This is a genomic window from Bradyrhizobium sp. Arg237L (assembly GCF_029990105.1).
Taxonomy (GTDB): Bacteria; Pseudomonadota; Alphaproteobacteria; order Rhizobiales; family Xanthobacteraceae; genus Bradyrhizobium.
This window is the reverse complement of record NZ_JAQMIL010000029.1, coordinates 52,573-74,066: the sequence shown is the minus strand read 5'-3', so window position 1 is coordinate 74,066 and position 21,494 is coordinate 52,573. Positions and strand designations below refer to the sequence as shown.

Genomic DNA, 21,494 nt, shown 5'->3' with positions numbered 1-21,494 from the left:
GCTTTGCCCACCCTACGGAACCGGGGTTAGGCTCACGCCACCGCGCGCTGGCCGATGATGGCGAAGCGGAGTTTTGTCGATATCCAGTCGATCACGGCGACCGCGACCAGGATCATCAAGATCAGGAACGAGACCTTCTGCCATTCCAGGACGCGGATCTGCTCGGCGAGCTGCAGCCCGATGCCGCCGGCGCCGACGATGCCGATGATGGTGGCCGAACGCGTGTTCGACTCGATGTAATAGAGCACCTGCCCCGCGATCACGGGCAGCACCTGCGGGATCAGGCCGAAGCGGATCTCGTGCAGCGCGCTGCCGCCGGAAGCTCTGATACCCTCGACCTGCTTCTTGTCGGCCTCCTCAATGGCCTCAGAGAACAATTTGCCGAAGGCGCCGAAGTCCGACACCGCGATGGCGAGCACGCCGGCAAACGGGCCGAGGCCGACGACATTAATCCACACCAAGGCCCAGATGAGCTGGTCGACGCCGCGGATCGAATCCAGGAAGCGCCGCACCGGAAAACGGAAGATGGCGGAGGGCACAATATTGCGCGCGGCGAGCAGGGCGACCGGCAGCGCCAGGAACGCGGCGATCGTGGTGCCGAGCAGCGCGATCGACAGCGTCTCGCCGAGCGCGGAGAGATAGGTCGGCAGCGACGAGCCGGGATCGGGCGGAATCATCATCAGCGTGATCCAGCCGAGCTCGCGCAGGCCGCTCACCAGCTTGGTCGGCGAGAAGTCGAGATCGAACAGTCCGAAGACGAAGACCGCGAACGCCGCCAGCAGCATCAAGGGTGTGGCGAGCCGCGCCGAGGCCGGGCGCTCGAAAACATCTGGATATTTCGTCCGCAGCGCCAGCGAATCCGGCTTCGGCAATTGGCTCATGCCCGCGCCTCCTTGCCGAACAGTTTTGCGCGGAGCCAGCCGGTGGTGATGTCGATCACGAACACGGTGACGATGATGGTGACCAGGATGGCGCTGACGTCGGAATAGTAGAATTTGCGGATCGCGACCACGAGCTCCTGCCCGATGCCGCCGGCCCCGACAAAGCCCATCACGGACGCTTCGCGCACATTGATCTCGAAGCGCAGCAGCGCATAGCTGGCATAGCCCGCTGAAACCTGAGGCAGCACCGCAAAGCGCATGCAGGAGAGCCAGCTCGCGCCGGTCGAGCGGATGCCTTCCACCGGCTTCATGTCGGCATTCTCGACGATCTCGGAGAACAATTTGCCGAGCGCGCCGGTCGAGTGCACGGCGATCGCCAGCACGCCCGCCATCGGCCCGAGGCCGAACGCGATCACGAACACCAACGCGAACACGATGCCGGGCACGGTGCGGGCGAATTCGAGCAGGCGGCGGACGACGAAGCGCAGCCACGGCCCGGGCGAGGTATTCTGCGCAGCGAAGAAGTTCAGCGCGAACGCAAGGACGGCGCCGGTCAGCGTGCCGACATAGCTGATCAAAATGGTCTCGGCGAGCAGCTTCAGCCATTGCTTCCAGCCCCAGAACCATTCGCCGAAATCGGTCCAGACCCGCTGGCCGTTATCGAGCGTGAGGATGCGGTCGAAATAGGAGACGAAGTTGCCGAAATAGGTGAAAAGCGTGCGCAGGTTCACTTCGGCGCCGATGCCAGCGACGACGAGCGCCGCGATAAACACCGCCGCCGCCAGCATCATCTTCAGCCGCTTGCGCGCGACCGCCTTGCGATAGGCCTCGTTCAGCGCCGCGAGCTGCTGAGCGGGAAGGATGGATACGGCGGTGGTCATCGGATCTGCTGCTTGCCCTCAATGGAAACAGGCCGGGTCCAGTCGACCCGGCCCGTCTAGTTCGTGTCAACCGATCAGGACGCCTTCTTCTTGCGCAGGGTGTCGACGAACTTGATCAGCTCGATCGTGCCGTCCCAATCCTTGGTGGTCGCGGGGTGGAAGCCCTTCTTCTGGCCGTCCGAGAGCTTGTCGAACATCACCTTGTCCTTGGCCGGCGCCTCGAAGAAGGCCTTTGCGATCGCGGCCTTCAGATCGTCGGGAAGATCGGTGTTATAGGCATAGGGTCCGTTGATGATCTCGGCCGACTTGTTGATGATGCGGAAATCTTCCTTCTTCATCGGCGAGCCGTCGGCATTCTTCAGCATGCCCTTGTGCAGCATCTGGGCGAGCGTGGAGTCTTCGTCGCTGGTCCACTGGTTGGCGGCGACGTCGACGGTGCCTTGCGAAAGCGCGAGGACCGCGTTCTCGTGGCTGCCGGTGAAGACGACCTTGCTGAAATAGGCTTCGGCGTCCGGAATGCCCTTCTTGTTCAGCTCGAAGCGCGGCACGTTGTTGCCCGAGGTCGAGTTCGGATCGACGAGGCCGAGGTTCTTGCCCTTCACGTCCTCGACGGTCTTGTACGGGCTGGTCGCCTTGACGAAGAACACCGAGTAGTAGCCGGTCGAGCCGTCGGCATTGATGTCGTTTGCGAAGGCGTCGGTCTTGACGCCGGTCAGCCGCGCGCGGGCAAAGGAGGCCGAACCGTAGCTGGCGATCTGGATGTTGCCGGAGCGCTGGCCCTCGATCACCGCAGCATAATCGTTGGCGATGCGCAGCGTGACCTTCACGCCGAGTTCCTTGGAGAGATAGTTGACGAACGGCGTCCAGCGCTCGGTGACGCCGGACGCGTTTTCAGCCGGCACGACCGCGAAGGTCAGCTCCGGATATTTGGCCTTCCAGTCTTGCGCCGACGCGGACGCGGTGAGCGCGAGCGCGGCAGCGCCGGCGAGAACGATGCGACGAGTGATCATGTTTACCCCTGCTGTTATGGTAGCGCTTGGAACATGATCTTTTCGGATCATGCTCTAGAGGCCGACTGCACCTGCAGCGGCTTTCCCTGGATCAAGGTTGCGACGTTCAGGCCGCGGCTGCGGTGCCGAGCGCCGGAGCTGTTGCGGCATCGGGCGCAGGCATTGGCGCCCCGCCGATGACATCATTGGCCTCGAGATCGTAGAGCTCGCGGGCGACGTGATCGGTCAGCATCGACGGCTGACCATCGAACACCACGCGGCCTGCCGCCATGCCGATCAGGCGGTCGCAATAGCTGCGCGCCAGATCGAGCGAATGCAGGTTGCAGAGCACGGTGATGCCGAAATGCTTGTTGATGCGCAGCAGCGCGTCCATCACGATCTTGGTATTGCGCGGATCGAGCGAGGCGATCGGCTCGTCGGCGAGGATGATATCGGGTTCCTGCACCAGCGCGCGGGCGATCGCGACGCGCTGCTGCTGGCCGCCGGAGAGCTGGTCGGCGCGCTGAGCGGCGAACTGCGCGATGTCGAACTGCTCGAGCGCCGACATCGCGAGCGCCCTGTCTTGCTCGGGCCAAAGCTGGGTCAACGAGCGCCAGGCCGGGATTTCAGCGAGGCGGCCCATCAGCACATTGGTCAGCACGTCGAGCCGGCCGACCAGATTGAACTGCTGAAAGATCATCGCCGAACGCGCGCGCCACTGCCGCAGCGCCTTGCCGCGCAGTGCGGTGACGTCGACACCTTCGAACAGGATGCGGCCTTCGGTCGGATCGGCGAGACGGTTGACCATCCGCAACAATGTCGACTTGCCAGCGCCCGAGCGGCCGATCACGCCGACGAAACTACCGGGCTGAACCGAGAACGAAGCATTGTCCACCGCGGCTTTTGTGCCGAAACGGCACGTCAAACCTTCCACCACCAGCATGCAGTGCTCCGAACCCGTCACGTCGCGTAACGGCTAACGCCGCTGAATTACAGTTGTGTGACAAACGCGCTGCAGTGCGGCGATCCTCCACACCGTCGGCAATGTCACCCATCTGTCACGCTAATGTTATGAAGCGCATCGAAGACGTGCCCTCCCCGCAACCGTTCGAGAGGCGAAGATGGCCGGCAAGATGCTTTCCGTTGTACCGACCATTGATCCCACCGCATCGGTGCGGGACAGCCAGCTTGGCGCCTATACCGAGGTCGGAGCGCGAACCATCCTGCTCGGAGTCACGATGAGCGACTATTCGTATGTCGTGAACGACGCGCAGCTCACTTACACCACGATTGGTAAATTCTGCTCGATCGCGGCGATGACACGGATCAATCCCGGCAATCATCCGATGCATCGTGCGTCGCAGGCGCATTTCACCTATCGCGCCAGCGCATACTTCCCGGGCGAACATGACGAGGCCGAATTCTTCGAATGGCGCCGAGAGCACCGCGTGCATATCGGCCATGACGTCTGGATCGGACATGGCGCGATCATCCTGCCCGGACGCTCGATCGGAACCGGCGCGGTGGTCGCGGCTGGCGCGATCGTGACCAAGGATGTTCCCGCCTATACCATCGTCGCCGGCAATCCGGCGCGGCCGCTCCACAAGCGCTTTCCCGACGACATCACCAGCCGCCTTGCGGCGCTCGCCTGGTGGGACTGGGATCACGAAATGTTGCGCCAAGCGCTGCCGGATTTCCGCAAGCTGGTTGTCGAGGACTTCCTCGCAAAGTATGAAGCGTTGAACACGCCAACAGCCCGCCGGAGTGCCATCTCGTGACCGACATTATTATCGAACGCGGCAAGGCGCTCGTTGACGGCGAACTTGTCGAAACGCGGCTGCGGACCGCGGGCCTGGACATCGCAGCCCTCGGCGGAGATGGAGACGGTCGCGATGCGCTCGGCATCGACGCGCGTGATCTCTTGGTGCTGCCCGGCATCGTCGACCTGCATGGCGACGCCTTCGAGCGGCAGATGATGCCGCGCGCCGGCGTCGATTTCCCGATCGACGTGGCGCTCGCCGACAGCGACCGGCAGGCGATCTCAAACGGAATCACGACGGTGTTCCACGCCACGACCTGGTCGTGGGAGCCGGGTCTGCGCAGCGCCGACAATGCGCGCAGACTGCTGGAGGCGATCGAGCAGATGCGCCCGCACCTTGCAGCCGACACGCGCTTCCATCTGCGCCACGAGACCTACAATCTCGACGCCGAAGCAGAGATCATCGGCTGGCTCGCGGAGGGCCGCGTCGACCTGTTCGCGTTCAACGACCACATGGATGGGACGATCGGGGACCTGGCAAGGCCGCGGAAGCGCAACCGGATGGTGGAGCGCACCGGACTTTCGGCCGAGGACTTCGACCAGTTGGTCACACGCGTGGTGTCGCGCGCGCACGAGGTGCCGGCCTCAGTCTCCCGCCTCGCGGGCGCGGCGCGTTCGGCCAATGTCCGCATGCTCTCGCATGACGACAACAGCCCCGAGATGCGCAAAGGCTTTCGCGACCAGGGCGTCGGCATCGCCGAATTCCCTGTCAACGAAGAGACCGCGCGCGAGGCGGCGGCCGCCGGCGATCACATCGTGTACGGCGCGCCGAATGTCGTGCGCGGCGGCAGCCATACCGGCTGGACCAAAGCGTCCGACATGATCGCCAAGGGTCTCTGCTCGGTACTGGCCTCGGACTATTACTATCCGGCGCAATTGCTGGCGGCCTTCCGCCTTGCCGCGGATGGCATTCTGCCGCTGGAAAAGGCGTGGGACCTGATCTCGGCAGCGCCGGCGCGCGCCGCCGGGCTCGACGACCGCGGCGTGCTCGCCGAAGGTCGCCGCGCCGACATGATCATCGTCGACGACAAGGTTCCGCTGCGGCCTCGCATTGTCGCGGTGATATCAGCGGGACGTCTCGTGCATCTGGCCGACGCCAGCCGGCTCACCTATTCAACAGCACCGCGCAAAGCGGTTGCTGCCGCTTGACGCTCCCAGGTCTTACGACGATGGCCAACTTTCCGCGTTACGCCCTCTACTATGCGCCGGCACCAGCCAGTGCGCTCGATCGTTTCGGCGCCAAGATGCTCGGCTACGATGCCTATCATGGCAGCGACCTGCCTTTTCCCGAGGGCTTGCCGCCGGACTGGCGCGAGGTCACGCAGGACCCTCGCAAATACGGCTTTCATGCCACGCTGAAAGCGCCGATTGCGCTGGCGGAAGGAAAGACCGAAGCCGATTTGATTGGCGCATGCGAGGCTTTCGCCGATACGCCGCGGCCAATTCCCGTGATCGAATCCATCATCGATTCGATCAGCGGCTTCATCGCGATGATCCCGGCAAAGCCGTCGGCGGAGTTGCAGCAGCTCGCGGCCGACGTGACGCGCGACTTCGACTCATTCCGCGCGCCGCTGACGCCTCAGGATCGCGCAAGGCGAAATCCCGAGCGATTGACGCCGCGGCAGGTCGAATATCTCGACCGCTGGGGCTACCCTTACGTGATGGAAGAATTCCGCTTCCACATGACGCTCACCGGACGGTTGGAAGCCGAGCGCCGTGAAGTCGTGGTACCGATGCTGCGAGAGCGCTTTGCCTCTGTGCGGCTCGCAACGCTCGCGATCGACCGGCTCGCACTGTTTCGCCAGGACGATGCCGTATCGCGCTTCCGCATCATCGCACATTGGCCGCTTACGCCGTCGTCCCGGGCTTGACCCGTAGCCCGGGTGGGGCGGAACGCGTAACCCGGGGTCTCTGCCTCAGCGTCTACCAGCGGTCCCGGGTTGCGCTGCGCTTCACCCGGGCTACGACTTACTCGTCCGTTTCTTCCGGTCTTGTGCGGGCAATGATTTCGGCGGCGCCCTTGTCGAGCAACTCCAGTCCGACGGCGCGGCCGAGTTCGCGGGGGTGGTCGGCGGGGCCGGTGCGCGATGCCTCGATGAAGCGGTCGCCGGTTTCATCCAGCACCGAGGCGCGCAAAATCAACTCGCCGCCGGCAAGCGTCGCATGGCCGGCGATCGGCGAATTGCAGTGGCCGTTCAGGATCCACAGCACCTCGCGCTCGGCTTCGGCAGCAAGGCGCGATGACCCATTCTCGATCTTGGCAAGACGGGCGCGCGTCGCAAAATCGTTCGCCGCGCATTCGACGGCGACGATGCCCTGCCCGACTGCCGGCAGCATCTCGTCGACCGGGAAGTCATAGGCGATGCGCTCTGCACGCCCGATGCGCTCGAGCCCCGAGCGCGCCATCACCAGCGCATCCGCCGGGCCGACCTCGCCGCCATCGGGCAGGCGCTGCTTGTCGCCACGATCGAGCTTGGCAATGCGGGTGTCGGCGGCGCCGCGAAAATGGATCACGCTTGCTTCAGGAAACAGCCTGCGCAAGTAAGCCGCGCGGCGCACCGCGTTGGTGCCGATCTTGAAACCCTTGCCGCGGCTTGCACGAAAGCTTTCCAGCGAAAGACCGGGACGCAGCACCAGGCAGTCGGTTGCGGCGTCGCGCGGCAGGGTGGCGCCGATCACGAGGCCCGGCGTTTCCTCATTGCCGGGCACATCCTTCAGCGAATGCATCGCGGCCTGCAGCTCGCCCGCGCGCATCGCCTCGCGGATCTCGGCGACGAAAGCGCCGCCCTTGCCGCCATGGCGCAGCAACTTGCTGGTCTGGTCCTGATCGCCGCGGGTTTCGAACCTGACAATCTCGACGGTCAAGTCGGAAGCCGACGCACGCAATAGGCGCGCGACCTCCTCGGTCTGCGCCATCGCCATGGCCGTCTTGCGCGTGCCGATGCGTAAGGTCTGTCCCGCCACGATGTCTCCGTTCGAGCCGTCGATAAAGCCGAGGGATTAGAGCAAAAGCCCAATCAAAACAACGCTTTTCGCCGCGTTTTCCGGGAAGGAATGGGCCGGTGAAGGAAGCGCGTCAATCCAGGTCGCTTACGACCTGAACACCGGCCGCCGCCATTGCCGCATGCGCAGCCGCAAGCGAGCCGGAAAGATCGATCGCCCGGCAGCCGGATTCCACGACCACGGTTTCGAAGCCGAGGCGGCGCGCATCCAGCGCGGAATAATGGACGCAATAGTCGGTGGCGAGCCCGGCCATGAAGATCCGCTTCAGTCCGCGCTCGCGCAAATAGCCGGCAAGGCCGGTCGGCGTGGTGCGGTCGTTCTCGTGGAAGGCGGAATAGGAATCGATTGCGGAGCGAAAGCCCTTTCGGATCACAAGCTCCGCTTTGTCGGTCGAAAGCTGCGGGTGGAACGCGGCGCCCGCCGTTCCCTGCACGCAATGGTCCGGCCATAGCGTCTGCGGACCATAGGGCATGGTGATGGTTTCGAACGGCGCGGAGCCCTGATGCGAGGTCGCAAACGAGCTGTGGCCGCGCGGATGCCAGTCTTGTGTCAGCACCACATGATCGAACCGCTCGGAGACGCGGTTGACGACAGGCACCACCGCATCGCCGTCGGCAACGGCCAGCGCGCCGCCGGGGCAGAAATCATTCTGCACGTCGATGATGAGGAGCAGGTCGTCGGGGTGAATTCGCATGGGCAGCTCGGCTCTATCTGTTGGCCTAGCTTAGCTGAAAAGTCGCGGCCCCGCAGCAGACAACCGCGCCCGTCAGGTCCCGATGCGCAGCGAGGCGCGCTGCTTGCGCAGGCAGGCGATCACGGACAGCGCGGTGATGCGGCCGGTGCGCGGGTTTTCCGACGGGATGTTCTCGATCGTCATCGAGAAGCGCGCCGAATCGGAATCCACCTCGATGCGGTGGGTGTTGCGCGTCACCGTCGGGTCGGCCCAGATTTCCACCCGGGTGCGGTCGGGGCCGATACCGGCAAGCGACAGCGCCACGGCGACGTTCAGGTTGGCCGGAAAGCCCTTCGCCGCCTCGCGCGCGGTTCCTTCGAAGATCCGCAGCGGCTCGGCGAGCCCTTCAACGCTGATGTCGTTCTCGACCAGATAAGGCGCGCCGACGAGCCCCAGCGGCGGCTTCCGCGTCACCAGCCGGACCGAATGGACGGTGCCCTCGGCCGCAGCGGTGACGGCGTCGAGCCCGATCAGGGCGCCGGTCGGCACCACGATCTGGCCGCCGTTCTTCCGCGCAAGCGCGATCAGGTCTTCGTTCTGGAGCAGTGCGCCGACGCTGAGCACGACCGCGGTCTTGCCGCGCTCGACCACCGGCGCCACGATCGAACGCACCAGCTTGCTCGGCGCGCATTCGACCACGATGTCGGCGGCATCGGCGAGTTCCTCGATCGGCAGGACCTTTGGCGGAGTTGTCAGGTCATTGAGCCAGGCCTGGTGCTTGGCGACGTTCTGCGCGGAGACCGCGCTGAGCGCCAATCCCTCGATGCCGCGATCCAGTTCCTTCACCACGCTCGCGCCGATCGCACCGAGGCCTGCAACGGCCACGCGTGCCCCGGGTCGCGTGCTGTTCGAGTCCACCATCCGACTGCTCCAAGGACAGATGCCTGTCCTGTCCCGCACTGGCGGCCGGGTGTCAATTGCCGATTGGATGGATCAGGCGATCACCGGCCATCGTCAGGCGAGCTTGGGATAGGTCGCCTTGTCGAAGAAGCTTGCGCCGGCAACATATTTGCGGCCCGGCGACATGTCAGGCTTTTCTTCGCCCTCGCCGCCGCACTCGAAGGTCAGTTCGAGCTGCACGCCGCTGGGGTCATAGACGAACAACTGCCAGAGCGTGGTGCCGGGCACGATGAATTCGCGCCAGTCGAGCCCGGCCGCCTTGAAGCGCGCAACGAAGGAGCGATAGCCGGAGCAGGACAGCGAGACATGGTCGATCGCCGCCGTTCCCGCCGGCGCCTTGCCTTCGGGGCCGAGCGCGGGACCGCCGGCATAGATGTGCATGATCGCGAGCCCGCCGGGCTGCGGGCAACCGAGCCAGGCGCCGGGATAGCCGAAATCGGGACGTGCGAATTCGCGAAGCCCGATGATCTCGGTGTAGAATTTCCGCGTTGCCGCCAAATTCTCGGTCTTGATGGCGATGTGATAGAGGCCGTGCACGGTTGCGATCGGCAGCGTCGGTTCGGCTCTGGTCATGACGTTGATCTCCTCAAATCCTTGGCCGCTCATTCCACGGCGTGATGACGTTTCTTCACCTCGCCCCGCTTGCGGGGAGAGGTCGGAATTCAAGCGCAGCTTGAATTTCGGGTGAGGGGGAGCCTCCACGAATACAGCTCTCACCGTGTTCGCGGAGGAAGCCCCTCATCCCGCCCCTCACCCCGCAAGAGCGGGGAGAGGGAGAAGTCCGACGTCGCAATAGAGCGACTTCAACTTGTTCAGAAACGGCGCTTCGTTCTTGTGCAGGGTTCCAGCGACGGGATCGGCGCCTGCTAGCATCGTGTCGGTGGCAGCAAGCGAGAACTCCATCACGAAACGCATGCGGTCCTTGCGCAGGGCTTCGAACTCGGTGAGCCAGCTTGCGACATCACGGCTTCCGGCGTTGTAGCGCTGCGTGATCAGCGCGGCCGCATTGGCGGCATCCTCCAGCGCCTGGGTCGCGCCCTGCCCCAATGTCGGCACCATGCCGTGGGCGGAATCGCCGAGATAGAGCACGCTGCAATCGGCGGCGCGGTAGAGCACCTCATGCTCCTGCATCCGCGCCCAATGGGTGTCGGCGACGTTGTTGCAGACGGTGTCGATCAGCCAGCGCGCCTGATCGCTTGGCGGCGCGGCGCGCGGCGTGTAGGTGGCGCGCAGGACCTCGGGCGTTTTCTGGCTCTGGGAAATCTGCGCCTCGGGATCGATCGGGAAAGTGCCGGCGACATAGATGTGGTCCGGTGGCACGCGGAACGACAAGAGACGGTGGGGTCCGTTGAACCATTGTTCGTAGTCGTCGATCAGGCCGCGCGAAGTGTCCGGCACCAGCACGCGGAAGATGGCCACTCCCGTCGGCATGATGCGCGGCTCGCCGGAGATCACGCGGCGCACCTCGGAGTAGCGGCCATCGCCGGCAATCAAGAGATCGATGTTGTCGAGCCGATGCGTTGTCCCATCCTGCGTCCAACTGACAAACGTCTTGCGCGGATCGACGCTGTCACGGCCGACCTCGACGATTTCGCAGCCATAGGAGACCGTGTCGCCGGCGGCCTCGCGCAGCACGCGGTAAAGCTCCGACCAGCGGATGCGCCAGCCCGGTCCGTCCGCGACTTCCTGCAGCGGCAGGTCGAACAGCACGGTGCCGTCGGTGAGGGAGATCCGCCAATTTTCCCACAGAAAGCCCGCTGCGGTGATGCGCTCGGCCAGCTCCGGATCGATCAGCTTCATCGCCTTGACGGCGTTCGGCCCGACATTGAGCCCGGTACCGGCCTCGGAATGATCGTCGCGCGAGACCCGCTCGAGGCAGGTTACCTCCACGCCGTCCAATCGCGCGAGCCTGCGCGCCATCACGCATCCCGCGACGCCTGCGCCAATGATGACAATGCGCATCAGGCCAAACCTTCCTCTTGCGAAGCAATGACGGCAATCAGGCCGCCGCCATCAGGGCCCTGATGCTCGGCGCCGCCGGAGACGAAGATCCTGCCGTCGCCGATCACGCCGGCAACGAGGCCGGCGACCGCGCCGCGGATGTGGCGCTGGGCGTTGATATCGGTGTCGTCGAGCATGGTGTGCCTGTTGCCGCGAATTCTTCCGCGCCGGTCGGGCTCGCATTTGACCAGCACGGTCGCGATCCGCGCGGCGTCGGTAGCCGAGACTTGCGGATTGGCAGCGATGCCGAGATCGGCGAGCACATCGACGACCGCACCGATGTCGAGCGCATCCGCCATCGGACGGTGCGAAATCTGCAGCGGGCCAGTCCAGCGCGGGCTGTTGCCGAGCACGACGACCTCGTTGCTTTCCACTTCAACGCCGGAGGAAATGCTGGCGCGCGGTGACTGGATCGAGAAGTCGCTGAGCGGCGACGCGTCGGTGAAGGCGGATAGCGCCAGTTCGTCGAGCGCAACGGCCACGCCGAATGCGCCGGCGGCACGGGCAAAAGCCATCGACTTGTTAGGATCGTTGGTGAGCGGGGTCTTGCCGGCCGCGAGCGCGGCGGCAGCGCGGGCGACCGTCACGCAGGGGCACTTCACCTGCACGAAGTGGACGTCCTGCAATCGCTCGATCCCGGCATTGGCAATCGCGGTGCGCACGGCGTTGGCGACGCTATCGACATGGGCGCGGCGGCCGACTTCCTCCGCCGGGACCGAATCGCTGAACGCGGTGCCGATCGCGAGCGACGATCCAGCCTCTGGCGCCGGTTCGGTCTCGCTGATGCAGAACACGCTGTAATGCGGGCTCATCACGCCTTCGGTGCCGCCCGAGAGCACGCAGGGGATTTCACGGATCAACTGCGCCGACGGCTTGTCCAGATACTTCGACAGCAGCAGCATCAAGGTCTGGGTGAAGTAGCCGCGGGTGAAATCGTTGACGCCGCCATTGCCTTCGGTCTTGCCGATGATGGCAACGACATCGGCCGCGCGGACCGTGCCGTCGGCGATCAGGCGATCGAGCTCGGACAGATCGCCGGGATGTGCCATCGAAAGCCGGAAAACCCGCGCCGTCCTCATGGCTCGCTCGCCTTGATCAGCTCAAAAATCCGACTCGGGCTCAAGGGAATCTCCAGAAGTTCAACGTTCTTTTCCTTGAGCTGCAGCGCATCCTCGATCGCTTGCGCGAACAGGGGGCCAACGGGAATCGCGCCCGCTTCGCCGGCACCCTTGATGCCCATCGGGTTGAGCGGCGATGGCGTTACGGTGTGGCCGAGCTCCATGCGCGGTACCTCAAGCGCGGTCGGCAACAGATAGTCGGCGAGCGAGGCGTTCAGGAGCTGGCCCTGGTCGTCGAACACCAGCTTTTCGTAGAAGGCGTTGCCGATGCCCTGCGCGACGCCGCCATGGATCTGCCCTTCGAGGATCAGCGGGTTGATCACCGTGCCGCAATCATGGACGACGACGTATTTCAGAATCTTGAGGTCGAACGTATCAGGATCGACTTCGACGATCATGGCATGCACGCCATTGGCGGTCGCGCCGCTCGGCGGCCCGAAATATTGCGTCGATTCCAGTCCAGGCTCGGTGCCTGGCTTCACCGCGCCGCGCATCGGGTTGGCGCGCCGCGCGAGTTCGCCGAGGCTCAAGAATTTTTCGGGAATGCCGACGATCGAGATCTTGCCGTCGGCAAGCACCAGATCCTCCTCGGCGCATTCGAAGGCATCGCTGGCGAGCTTCAACGCCTTCTGCCGCACCGCGCGCGAGGCTTCGTTGACCGCATTGCCGGCGACGACCGCGCCGCGGCTCGCAAACGTGCCGGCGCCCCAATAGAACTGGTCGGTGTCGCCGGTGACGATGTCGACATCGGTGACGTCGACGCCGAGCTGATCCGCGACGATCTGGGCAAAGCTCGTGAAATGCCCCTGCCCTTGCGTGCCGATGCCGGTCGCGACGCTGACCTTGCCGTTGGCCTGCACCTGCACTCTCGCGCCCTCATAGGGTCCGATGCCGGTGCCTTCGACATAGCAGGCGATGCCGATGCCGACGTGACGGCCCTGCGCGCGCAACTTCTCTTGCTCCCGCTTGAACTCGGCATAGCCGATCGCCTGCAGCGCCTGGTCGAGCACCGGCTCGTAATTGCCGCTGTCATATTCGAGCTGGGAAAAATCCTGGTAGATGATCCCGTTCTTGTACGGGAATGCGTCGGCCGGGATGAGGTTGCGCCGGCGGATCTCGGCGGGATCGATGTTCAGCTCGTGCGCGGCAAGATCGAGCAGCCGCTCCATCACGAACACGCCATGCTGCCGCCCGGCGCCGCGATAGGGCGTCACGATCGGCAGATTGGTGAAAACGGCGGTAAAGGTTGCGTCATAGGACGGCACCACGTATGGCCCGAGCAACGTGCACTGGCTGTTGATCGGCACCGTCAGCCCGTAAGGATCATAGGCGCCGCCGTCGTGCAGGAAGACGTCCTTGACGCCGAGGATGCGGCCGTCGCGCGTAACCGCGATCTCGGCGTCATGGATCTGGCCGCGCTCATGCGTGGTCGCGAAGAAATGCTCCAGTCGGTCCTCGATCCATTTCACCGGACGGTTGAGCCGCATCGATATCCAGGGCAGCGCCACCTCTTCCGGATAGAACATCATGATCTTCGGCCCGAAGCCGCCGCCGACGAAGGGCGCAATCACCCGCACCTGCCGCTCGCCGAGGCCGAGCATGGCGGCAAGGCCGTTGCGGACGAACACGGGCGCCTGGGTCGTGTCCCAGATTGTCATGTGCTGGCTGCGCGGCTCCCAGTGTGCGACGACGCCGCGCGTCTCGATGGTCGAGGCGATGCCGTGCTCGTAGGCAAAGCGGCGCTTGATGACCAGATGCGCCTTGGCGGCGGCGGCGCGATAGTCGCCCTTGCTCTGATGCACATGCGCTGAGATGTTGGAGCCGAGGTCGTCGTGCACCAGCGCTGAGTCGCGGCGCAACGCAGCTTCAAGATCGATCACCGCCGCCAGCGGCTCGAGATCGACGTCGATATCGTCGAGCGCATCCTCGGCGATGTAGCGGCTTTCGGCCACAACGACGGCCAAGGGCTCGCCGACATGCCGGACCTTGTCCTTGGCGAGCGGCACTTGCGTGCGCTGGTTGAAGACGCTTCCCGGGATCGGCGGTGGTGGCACCAATAATGGACCGGGCTGCCAATAGGTGCCGTAATCGTCGGCGGTGTAAACGGCCACGACGCCCGGGCGCTGCAGCGCGCGGGAGACGTCGATGCGCTCGATGCGCGCATGCGCGGCCTGGCTGCGCAGGAACGCCGCGTGCAGCATGCCCGGCAGCTCGACATCGTCGACGAACAGCGCCTGCCCGGTGAGGAGCTTGCGATCTTCATTGCGCTTGACGGGGGCGCCGAAGAACCGTGTGGTCATGGCGCGGCCGCCCGCATCGCCTGCGCCGCGGCCATCATGGCGTCGACGATGTGCTGATAGCCGGTGCAGCGGCAGAGATTGCCTGACAGCGCCTCGCGCACCTGCTCTTCCGACGGCGACGGGTTCTGCTTCAGGAACGCCGTCATGGTCATGAGGATGCCGGGCGTGCAATAGCCGCATTGCAGGCCGTGATGTTCGTGCATCGCCTTCTGCACCGGGCTGAGTTCGCCGCTGTCAGAGGCGAGGCCTTCGATGGTCGAGAGCTCGTGCCCATTGGCCTGCACTGCCAGCATCAGGCAGGAGCGGACCGGCGCGCCGTCCAGCAGAACCGTGCAGGCGCCGCAGACGCCGTGCTCGCAGCCGACATGGGTGCCTGCCAGCAACAGATCATGGCGGAGGAAATCGCTCAGCAATGTCCGCGCCTCGACGCTGCGCCGATAGGCGGTCCCGTTGACGGAGACGCTGATCTCGTGGCGGTCAGGCTGCATTGGCCGCCCGCTGATAGGCCGTGCGGATCGCGCGCTGCGCCAGCACGCCGGCGAGATGCCGCTGATAATCGGCGCTGGCGTGCACATTGCCGGCCGGCTCGATCGTTGCCTGTATGGCGGCAGCGGCAGCTTCGATCGGCCCATCGGCGCAGGCCTGACCGACCAGGGGCGCGGCAGCTTCGCTGGCATCAACCGGCGTCTCGCCGACACCGCACAGCGCGAGCCGGACCTTGCTGCAGCGGCCCTCTGTGTCCAGCGTTACAATGGTAGCCAAACCGGCGATGGCAAAATCGCCGCGACGCCGCGCCACTTCCATGAAGCAGGCGCCGCTGCGCGGCGGCAGCGCGGGAAACTCGACATCGACCAGCATCTCGTCGGCGGCGAGATCGGTGGTGAGCGATCCCTGGAAGAATTCGGATGCTGCCAGCCTCCGCTCGCCGCCGGCCGATCTCAGCCGCATCCGCGCCTGCATCGCGACCGCAAGCGCGGGAAGCTCGGACGCCGGATCGGCATGGGAGAGGTTGCCGCCGATGGTGCCGCGGTTGCGGATCTGCGGATGCGCGATGTGCGGCAGCGCGTCGGCGAACAGCGGACAGGAATCAAGGAACTCGCTGTCCCGCTCGAACGCGCAATAGCGGGTCAGCGCGCCGACACGAATAGTTGCGCCGTGATCGATGGCAGCCAGCTCATCCAGACCATTGATATCGATCACGACCGCCGGCCGCGCCAGGCGAAAATTCATCGCCGGGATCAGGCTCTGGCCGCCGGCCAGGAATCTCGCCTCATCGCCATGTTCGGCCTTCAGCGTGAGCGCGTGATCCAGCGATGAAGCGGCAATGTATTTGAAGGGTGCAGGCTTCATAAGGGCTCGTTCGACGAACGCATCCGCATCGGCTCGAAACAGGAGATAAGACTATCTGTAATCTAACAATGCCAGTCAAAAGTCGGCGAGCCCAAAGGCGCCCAGAACTGCATGTAAATGCAGCTAATCCCTGCTCATTCTTCTCACCCGTGCATAAACATTGGGCGGCACAGAAAGTTGATGTGCAGAGCGATTATGCGTCCTCCTTGTGGAGTCAGCATTCGTGACGCTGTATCCGCGTCATTGCGAGCGTAAGCGAAGCAATCCATTTCACCGCTTGTGGAGGCATGGATTGCTTCGCTCCGCTCGCAATGACGGGTGGCACCGGTCACGTCCCGCCGGCAAGCGTCTTCACCAGGCGGTAGAGATAGTCCTCGCCTTCGTAGAATGATTTCACGAGGATCCGTTCATCCTTGCCGTGGGCGCGGATGTCGGTGATATCGGCGGCAAGGCCGGAATGGCCGTAGGTCGGGATGCCCGCGTTGCGCAGATAGCTGCCGTCGGTGGCCCCGGTGCTCATGGTCGGGATCACCGCCGCCGTCGGCCAGAATTCGTGCGACAGTTTGTCGATCGCGCCCATGATCTCCTCGTGCAGGGCCGACGGCGCGCTCAACACGGCTTGGCCCATTTGCGTGACCTTGATCTGATCGTCGTCGAGCACACGCTCCAGCGTCGCCTTGACACCGTCGACCGGTTCGCCCGGCATGATCCGGCAGTTCACCTTGGCGGTCGCAAGCTGCGGCAGCGCGTTCACGGCATGGCCTGCCTCGAGCATCGTCGCGACGCAGGTGGTGCGGAGCTGGGCGTTATAGGCAGGATTGGCCGCGAGCCGGACAAACGACATCGCGGCCGGGTCGGGCTTGTCCGAGAGCACCGAGCGGATGTCGGATGCCGTCTGCTCGCTCTCGAACTGTGCCGTGCGGTCGAAATAGGCCCGGGTGGTCTCGTTCAAATTGATCGGGAAACTGAACTTCGACAGGCGGACCAATCCTTCGGCGAGGCGATAGATCGCATTGTCCTTGACCGGCACCGAGCTGTGGCCGCCCCTGTTCTTGACTTCGAGCAGATAGCTCAGCGAGACCTTTTCGGAGGTCTGCACGCTGTTACGGATCGGCTTGCCGTCCTTCAGACCGACACCGCCGCCTTCGTTGAGCGCGAATTCGGCATCGATCAGGTCACGCTTGTTCTTCAACAGCCATTGGATGCCGAGGCCGTTGCTATCAAGGATCTCCTCATCCGTCTCCAGCGCCAGGATGATGTCGCGGTCGGGCTTGTAACCCTCCTTCTTGTACCGGATGAGGTTGGTGACGAAGGCCGCAGCCATGTATTTGTCGTCACCGCTGCCGCGGGCATAGAAATAGCCGTCCTGCTCGGTCAGCTTGAACGGATCGAACGACCAGTCCTCGCGATTGGCCGGGACCACGTCGATATGGGCGAGCAGGAGGATCGGCTTGCGCGCGCCGCTGCCGCGCAGCCGTGCCACCAGATTGCCCTTGCGCGGCGCCGGCGAGAAGACCTGCACGTCGCCGTCCGCGAAGCCGGCAGCGCGCAACCGGGCCGCCATCGCCTCCGCCGCCTTGGCGGTGTCGCCGGTCGCGGTGACGGTGTTGATCTCGATCAGCTCCTGGTAGACGTCGCGCGCGAACTGCCGATCCGGGCTCAGCCCTTCCGCGGCGACTGTGGGGGCTCCCAGCAGAGCCGCAGCGAGCACGGTCGACAGCAGGATTGAAAGCCTTGGTCTGACGTTTCCAACCATCTTGGGTCTCCGATTCCACCCGCCCCAGTTGCGAGACATTCAGACAGGGACGCAGAGGTTTTGCAAGATGGCAAAGCCTGGTGCCGGCGACGGCTTATCCGGAGCCGACTGTCAAGCATTCCACCGCTCCTTCGCTACAAATTGATGAAGCGGCTCGATGCAGCAACAGGCATTCGCTGTATCGCGTGACGGATTTGCAAATCACTCCTGCGAAACACGTCCTTAGAGAGATTCAATTCCAGCGCTGTTCTTTCCGTTCGCGGCGGCTGCTAAAGGCACCGCGCTAATCTCGCGTCCTGGAAGTGAATCGAAGTGAACGTCAGTGCTGTTGGCCGTCTCGTCGGAGACAATCGAAACCGAGCCGGCGGCAGCCGCGCGCATTTTTTCATCGGCACCGTCGCCTTGCTGGCTGGTTGCTCCTCTTCGATCACGATCGCGCGGGCGCAATCGAGCATGACCTTGCCATCCGTGACGGTCGAATCGCCGGCGCAGAAGCGCAAGCCGGCGCGCCCGGCGGTCCCTTCCACGCGGCGGACTCAAGCAGCGACGGCGCCGCAACGAAATCGAAATGTTACGCCTGCGGAGCCTACGCCATCGGAGCGCGCTGCCGCGGCGGCGGCGGCGCTGTATCCAGCCAAGCTGGGCTATCGCGCGATGCCCAGTTCGACCACGCTGCGCACCGGCGCTTCGCCGCTCGACACCTCGCAAGTCGTCAACGTCGTGCCCGAGCAGGTGCTGAAGGATCAATTGCCGCGCAATATCGACGACGCCCTCGTCAATGTCAGCGGCATCACCCAGACCAATACGCTCGCCGGCACCCAGGACGCCGTCATCAGGCGCGGATTCGGCGATAATCGCGATGGTTCGATCATGCGCAACGGCATGCCGCTGGTCCAGGGCCGCAGCTTCAACCCCGCCGTCGAAAGCGTCGAGGTGCTGAAAGGACCTGCATCACTTCTGTACGGCATCATGGATCCCGGCGGCATCGTCAACACGATCAGCAAGCGCCCGGAACTCTATCAGCACGGATCGATCACCGTGCTCGGCTCGACCTACGGCAACAGCAAGAACGGCGCCGATGCGACCTTCGATATCACCGGCCCGATCGGCCAAGGCGGTCTCGCCTATCGCTTCATCGGCTATGGCGTCAACGAGGACTACTGGCGCAATTTCGGGCGTCACCGCGAAACGCTGCTTGCGCCGTCGCTGGCGTGGTACGGCGACACGACCACGGTCCAACTCAGCTACGAGCATCGCGATTTCATCTACCCGTTCGATCGCGGCACGGCATTCGATCCCATCACCAAGGCGCCGCTGCCTATTCCGGCGACGCGCCGGCTCGACGAGCCCTTCAACAATATGTGGGGGACATCCGACCTGGTGCAGGGCTCGGTCGAGCAACGGCTGAACGAGGACTGGAAGCTCTACGCCGGCTACAGCTATAACACCGAGACGTTCAGCGCCAACCAGCTCCGCATCACCGGCGTCAATGCCTTGACCGGCATCGAGACGCGCAGCAATGACGGCACGCAGGGTTCGCTCAGCAATGTGAGCTACGGAACGTCCTACCTGCAGGGCGGCTTCTGGATCGGCGGCATGCGCAACGACGTGCTGTTCGGCGGCGACGGCCAGTATCGCACGATCTATCGCAAGAACCTGATCCGGCAGGCGACTCCCTCGTTCAATTTCTATGATCCGGTCTATGGGCTGGTCTTCCCGGGCACGACGGTCTCCCCTGGCGACAGCGACCAGACCGACAAGCTTGGCCAATACTCCCTGTTCTTCCAGGACACGCTGCATGTGACGGATCGGGTCGCGGTGGTCGCCGGCGTGCGCTACATGGATTTCGACCAACTGGCGGGGCGCGGACGCCCGTTCAAGACCAACACCGATCTGTCCGGAGACAAGGTGCTCCCGCTCGGCGGCGCCATCCTCAAGCTCACCGACGAGCTGTCCCTTTACGCAAGCTATACGCAATCGCTGAAGCCGACCTCGACCATCGCGCCGCTCACCGGCGGCGTGGTGATCGGCTCCAATATCGCGCCCGAAGAGGGCGTCTCGTGGGAGACCGGCGCCAAGTTCGATTTCAACCACCGGCTCTCGGGAACCGTGGCGTTCTACGATATCGAGAAGAAGAACGTGCTGGTATCGCAGCTCAACAGCGCCACGGGAATCGTCGAATTTCGCACCGCCGGCAAGGTCCGCTCGCGCGGCATCGAGATCGACGTCACCGGAAGGCTGACCGACAATTGGAGCATGATCGGGAGCTATGGCTACACCGACGCGCGGGTGATCGAAGATCCGACGCTGGCCGGCATGGCGCTGCAGAATGTCGCCCTGAACACGGCCTCGCTTTACCTGGTCTACGATTTCGGCACCGCCCTTCCGGGCCGGCTCCGGCTGGGCGGTGGAGCGCATTATGTCGGCGACCGGCCGGGCGATGCGGCGAATACCTTCGTCCTGCCGTCCTATGTCGTCGCGGACGTTTTCGCGAGCTATGAGACCAAGTACGACAACCTGCCGGTCATCTACCAACTGAACGTCAAGAACCTGTTCGACACCGTCTACTATCCCTCGGCCGTGAGCAATCTGGCCGTCGCTCTTGGCGACGCACGGCGCGTCTCGCTCTCGGCGACGGTGAAGTTCTAGGCATGAGCATGCCGCGGATAGCCACCGGGTTGCTGGTCGCGCTGGCCTCCATCTTCGTTGCCGGCATGGCGGCAAGCCGCGCCGATGAGATTACCCTTTACTCGACCAGAGAGATAAATCTGATCGAGCCGGTGATATCGGCTTTCACGAAAAACAGCGGCATCAAGGTCAATCCTGTCTTTGTTGAAGACAGCCTGGTCAAGCGCCTGACATCGGAAGGTAACGCGTCGCCAGCGGACGTGCTGATCACGATCGGACTGGACAAGACCACCCAGCTCTCAAACAAGGGTTTGACGCAGGCCTCGGCATCGCCGCTCCTTGAGCGAGCCGCGCCGCCGAACCTGCGTGACCGGTCTTCGCAATGGATCACCCTCTCCATCCGGCCACGCGTCGTGATGGCGCGCGGGGACAGCCCGCTCGCTGCAATCGACTATGAGGACCTCGCCGATCCGAAATGGCGCGGCAAACTATGCATGCGCTCGCCACTGCACCAGAACAACATTGCGCTGATCGCTGCCTACCTCGTTCATCACGGAGAAGGACCGACAGAGGCCTGGCTCAGGGGTCTGAAAGACAACCTCGTCCACAAACCGGCCGGCAAGGACAATGATGTGATCCGCGAGATCGCGCAGGGAACGTGCGAGATCGGCATTGCCAATACCGTGGCACTGGCGCAATTGCGGGACGGACGGGAAGGCGGCGACTGGCGCGAATGGGCCCGAACCGTCAAGGCCGTCCCGACGACGTTCAAGGGCGGCGGCAACCATGTCAACCTGACGGGCGCTGCCATTGCGAAGCATGCGCCCCACACGGCCGCCGCGCTGAAATTCATCGAGTTCCTTGTGACGCCGGCGGCACAACGAATCTATGCCGCAGCCGAACTGGAATATCCCGTGCTCGCCTCGGCAGACCGCGATCCGATCCTCGCGGAAATCGGATCGTTCAGAGCCGATGCGGTGCTGATCGATCAGATCGCCGCGCATCAGCAGACTGCGGTTGCCCTGGTCAAGAAAGTCGGCTTCGACGAGTGAGCGCCCTCGCCGAAAGCGCAGCGACCGCCGGATCGGAAGGCGAAAACAAAATTTTCATATACTCCGCGAAGATGACATTATTC

Annotated in this window: 19 protein-coding genes; 5 read left to right on the top strand and 14 right to left on the bottom strand. The window is 64.2% G+C overall.

What is annotated here, in order from left to right:
- Window positions 1–32 precede the first annotated feature (32 nt).
- The 4 genes from phnE (OZ411_RS19405) to phnC all read right to left on the bottom strand — a co-directional run bounded on the left by phnE (OZ411_RS19405) (window position 33) and on the right by phnC (window position 3,694).
- Window positions 33–881: a phosphonate ABC transporter, permease protein PhnE gene (gene phnE, locus OZ411_RS19405; RefSeq protein ID WP_282529241.1), complete on the bottom strand. Its 849-nt coding sequence runs from the start codon at window positions 879–881 to the stop codon at window positions 33–35.
- Window positions 878–1,762 (bottom strand): phosphonate ABC transporter, permease protein PhnE, encoded by an 885-nt coding sequence (gene phnE, locus OZ411_RS19400; RefSeq protein WP_282529240.1) that lies wholly within the window; start codon window positions 1,760–1,762, stop codon window positions 878–880. The genes phnE (OZ411_RS19405) and phnE (OZ411_RS19400) overlap by 4 nt, the downstream gene beginning before the upstream one ends.
- Window positions 1,763–1,836: 74 nt before the next feature.
- Window positions 1,837–2,772 (bottom strand): phosphonate ABC transporter substrate-binding protein, encoded by a 936-nt coding sequence (gene phnD, locus OZ411_RS19395; RefSeq protein ID WP_282529239.1) that lies wholly within the window; start codon window positions 2,770–2,772, stop codon window positions 1,837–1,839.
- Between the two features lie 106 nt (window positions 2,773–2,878).
- Window positions 2,879–3,694 (bottom strand): phosphonate ABC transporter ATP-binding protein, encoded by an 816-nt coding sequence (phnC, locus tag OZ411_RS19390; protein WP_130580473.1) that lies wholly within the window; start codon window positions 3,692–3,694, stop codon window positions 2,879–2,881.
- Window positions 3,695–3,872: 178 nt separating this feature from the next.
- Between phnC and OZ411_RS19385 the strand changes: the two genes are divergently transcribed.
- The 3 genes from OZ411_RS19385 to OZ411_RS19375 are packed head-to-tail and all read left to right on the top strand — an operon-like array spanning window position 3,873 to window position 6,441.
- Entirely contained in the window at window positions 3,873–4,529 is a 657-nt protein-coding gene (locus tag OZ411_RS19385; protein WP_130580474.1) for a DapH/DapD/GlmU-related protein, read from the top strand.
- Window positions 4,526–5,719 carry an alpha-D-ribose 1-methylphosphonate 5-triphosphate diphosphatase gene (locus OZ411_RS19380; RefSeq protein ID WP_282529238.1) on the top strand — a complete coding sequence of 398 codons (1,194 nt, stop codon included), beginning with the start codon at window positions 4,526–4,528 and terminating at the stop codon, window positions 5,717–5,719. The genes OZ411_RS19385 and OZ411_RS19380 overlap by 4 nt, the downstream gene beginning before the upstream one ends.
- A gap of 20 nt (window positions 5,720–5,739) precedes the next feature.
- Complete coding sequence (locus OZ411_RS19375) at window positions 5,740–6,441, top strand: DUF1045 domain-containing protein (protein ID WP_282529237.1); 702 nt, start codon at window positions 5,740–5,742, stop codon at window positions 6,439–6,441.
- Between the two features lie 97 nt (window positions 6,442–6,538).
- Here the strand turns inward: OZ411_RS19375 and hemC are convergent, their stop codons facing one another.
- The 10 genes from hemC to OZ411_RS19325 all read right to left on the bottom strand — a co-directional run bounded on the left by hemC (window position 6,539) and on the right by OZ411_RS19325 (window position 17,731).
- On the bottom strand, window positions 6,539–7,534 hold the full coding sequence (gene hemC / locus OZ411_RS19370) for a hydroxymethylbilane synthase (protein WP_282529236.1): 996 nt from the start codon (window positions 7,532–7,534) through the stop codon (window positions 6,539–6,541).
- A gap of 112 nt (window positions 7,535–7,646) precedes the next feature.
- Window positions 7,647–8,267 carry a bifunctional nicotinamidase/pyrazinamidase gene (gene pncA / locus OZ411_RS19365; protein ID WP_282529235.1) on the bottom strand — a complete coding sequence of 207 codons (621 nt, stop codon included), beginning with the start codon at window positions 8,265–8,267 and terminating at the stop codon, window positions 7,647–7,649.
- Between the two features lie 72 nt (window positions 8,268–8,339).
- A complete protein-coding gene (locus OZ411_RS19360) occupies window positions 8,340–9,167 on the bottom strand; it encodes an aspartate dehydrogenase (RefSeq protein WP_282529234.1) in 828 nt (275 codons plus the stop codon).
- A gap of 93 nt (window positions 9,168–9,260) precedes the next feature.
- A complete protein-coding gene (locus OZ411_RS19355) occupies window positions 9,261–9,779 on the bottom strand; it encodes a VOC family protein (protein WP_282529233.1) in 519 nt (172 codons plus the stop codon).
- A 177-nt stretch (window positions 9,780–9,956) separates the two neighbouring features.
- The gene (locus OZ411_RS19350) at window positions 9,957–11,168 is read right to left on the bottom strand and encodes an FAD-dependent monooxygenase (RefSeq protein ID WP_282529232.1); all 1,212 of its coding nucleotides are present in this window, start codon (window positions 11,166–11,168) and stop codon (window positions 9,957–9,959) included.
- The gene (locus OZ411_RS19345; RefSeq protein ID WP_282529231.1) at window positions 11,168–12,286 is read right to left on the bottom strand and encodes a ring-opening amidohydrolase; all 1,119 of its coding nucleotides are present in this window, start codon (window positions 12,284–12,286) and stop codon (window positions 11,168–11,170) included. The genes OZ411_RS19350 and OZ411_RS19345 overlap by 1 nt, the downstream gene beginning before the upstream one ends.
- Complete coding sequence (locus OZ411_RS19340) at window positions 12,283–14,625, bottom strand: xanthine dehydrogenase family protein molybdopterin-binding subunit (RefSeq protein WP_282529230.1); 2,343 nt, start codon at window positions 14,623–14,625, stop codon at window positions 12,283–12,285. Before OZ411_RS19340 ends, OZ411_RS19345 begins: the two co-directional genes overlap by 4 nt.
- Window positions 14,622–15,113, bottom strand: a complete 492-nt coding sequence (locus OZ411_RS19335; protein ID WP_282529229.1) for a (2Fe-2S)-binding protein — start codon at window positions 15,111–15,113, stop codon at window positions 14,622–14,624. Before OZ411_RS19335 ends, OZ411_RS19340 begins: the two co-directional genes overlap by 4 nt.
- Entirely contained in the window at window positions 15,103–15,975 is an 873-nt protein-coding gene (locus OZ411_RS19330; RefSeq protein ID WP_282529228.1) for a xanthine dehydrogenase family protein subunit M, read from the bottom strand. Before OZ411_RS19330 ends, OZ411_RS19335 begins: the two co-directional genes overlap by 11 nt.
- A gap of 328 nt (window positions 15,976–16,303) precedes the next feature.
- Window positions 16,304–17,731 carry a M20/M25/M40 family metallo-hydrolase gene (locus OZ411_RS19325; protein ID WP_282529227.1) on the bottom strand — a complete coding sequence of 476 codons (1,428 nt, stop codon included), beginning with the start codon at window positions 17,729–17,731 and terminating at the stop codon, window positions 16,304–16,306.
- 453 nt (window positions 17,732–18,184) lie between these two features.
- On the opposite strand from OZ411_RS19325, the gene OZ411_RS19320 reads away from it, so the two are divergent.
- Together OZ411_RS19320 and OZ411_RS19315 are read left to right on the top strand one after the other, a co-directional pair.
- On the top strand, window positions 18,185–20,380 hold the full coding sequence (locus OZ411_RS19320) for a TonB-dependent siderophore receptor (RefSeq protein WP_282529226.1): 2,196 nt from the start codon (window positions 18,185–18,187) through the stop codon (window positions 20,378–20,380).
- Between the two features lie 8 nt (window positions 20,381–20,388).
- Complete coding sequence (locus tag OZ411_RS19315; protein ID WP_282529225.1) at window positions 20,389–21,411, top strand: extracellular solute-binding protein; 1,023 nt, start codon at window positions 20,389–20,391, stop codon at window positions 21,409–21,411.
- The last annotated feature ends 83 nt before the right edge of the window (window positions 21,412–21,494 follow it).

Bases quoted from the DNA above. Each gene is read 5' to 3' on its own strand.
- OZ411_RS19320 (WP_282529226.1), top strand. From the start codon at position 18,185: ATGACCTTGCCATCCGTGACGGTCGAATCGCCGGCGCAGAAGCGCAAG.
- OZ411_RS19330 (WP_282529228.1), bottom strand. From the start codon at position 15,975: ATGAAGCCTGCACCCTTCAAATACATTGCCGCTTCATCGCTGGATCAC.
- OZ411_RS19355 (WP_282529233.1), bottom strand. From the start codon at position 9,779: ATGACCAGAGCCGAACCGACGCTGCCGATCGCAACCGTGCACGGCCTC.
- OZ411_RS19325 (WP_282529227.1), bottom strand. From the start codon at position 17,731: ATGGTTGGAAACGTCAGACCAAGGCTTTCAATCCTGCTGTCGACCGTG.
- OZ411_RS19350 (WP_282529232.1), bottom strand. From the start codon at position 11,168: ATGCGCATTGTCATCATTGGCGCAGGCGTCGCGGGATGCGTGATGGCG.
- OZ411_RS19335 (WP_282529229.1), bottom strand. From the start codon at position 15,113: ATGCAGCCTGACCGCCACGAGATCAGCGTCTCCGTCAACGGGACCGCC.
- OZ411_RS19360 (WP_282529234.1), bottom strand. From the start codon at position 9,167: ATGGTGGACTCGAACAGCACGCGACCCGGGGCACGCGTGGCCGTTGCA.
- pncA (WP_282529235.1), bottom strand. From the start codon at position 8,267: ATGCGAATTCACCCCGACGACCTGCTCCTCATCATCGACGTGCAGAAT.
- OZ411_RS19375 (WP_282529237.1), top strand. From the start codon at position 5,740: ATGGCCAACTTTCCGCGTTACGCCCTCTACTATGCGCCGGCACCAGCC.
- phnE (WP_282529240.1), bottom strand. From the start codon at position 1,762: ATGACCACCGCCGTATCCATCCTTCCCGCTCAGCAGCTCGCGGCGCTG.
- OZ411_RS19385 (WP_130580474.1), top strand. From the start codon at position 3,873: ATGGCCGGCAAGATGCTTTCCGTTGTACCGACCATTGATCCCACCGCA.
- phnD (WP_282529239.1), bottom strand. From the start codon at position 2,772: ATGATCACTCGTCGCATCGTTCTCGCCGGCGCTGCCGCGCTCGCGCTC.
- OZ411_RS19345 (WP_282529231.1), bottom strand. From the start codon at position 12,286: ATGAGGACGGCGCGGGTTTTCCGGCTTTCGATGGCACATCCCGGCGAT.
- OZ411_RS19315 (WP_282529225.1), top strand. From the start codon at position 20,389: ATGCCGCGGATAGCCACCGGGTTGCTGGTCGCGCTGGCCTCCATCTTC.
- OZ411_RS19340 (WP_282529230.1), bottom strand. From the start codon at position 14,625: ATGACCACACGGTTCTTCGGCGCCCCCGTCAAGCGCAATGAAGATCGC.
- phnC (WP_130580473.1), bottom strand. From the start codon at position 3,694: ATGCTGGTGGTGGAAGGTTTGACGTGCCGTTTCGGCACAAAAGCCGCG.
- phnE (WP_282529241.1), bottom strand. From the start codon at position 881: ATGAGCCAATTGCCGAAGCCGGATTCGCTGGCGCTGCGGACGAAATAT.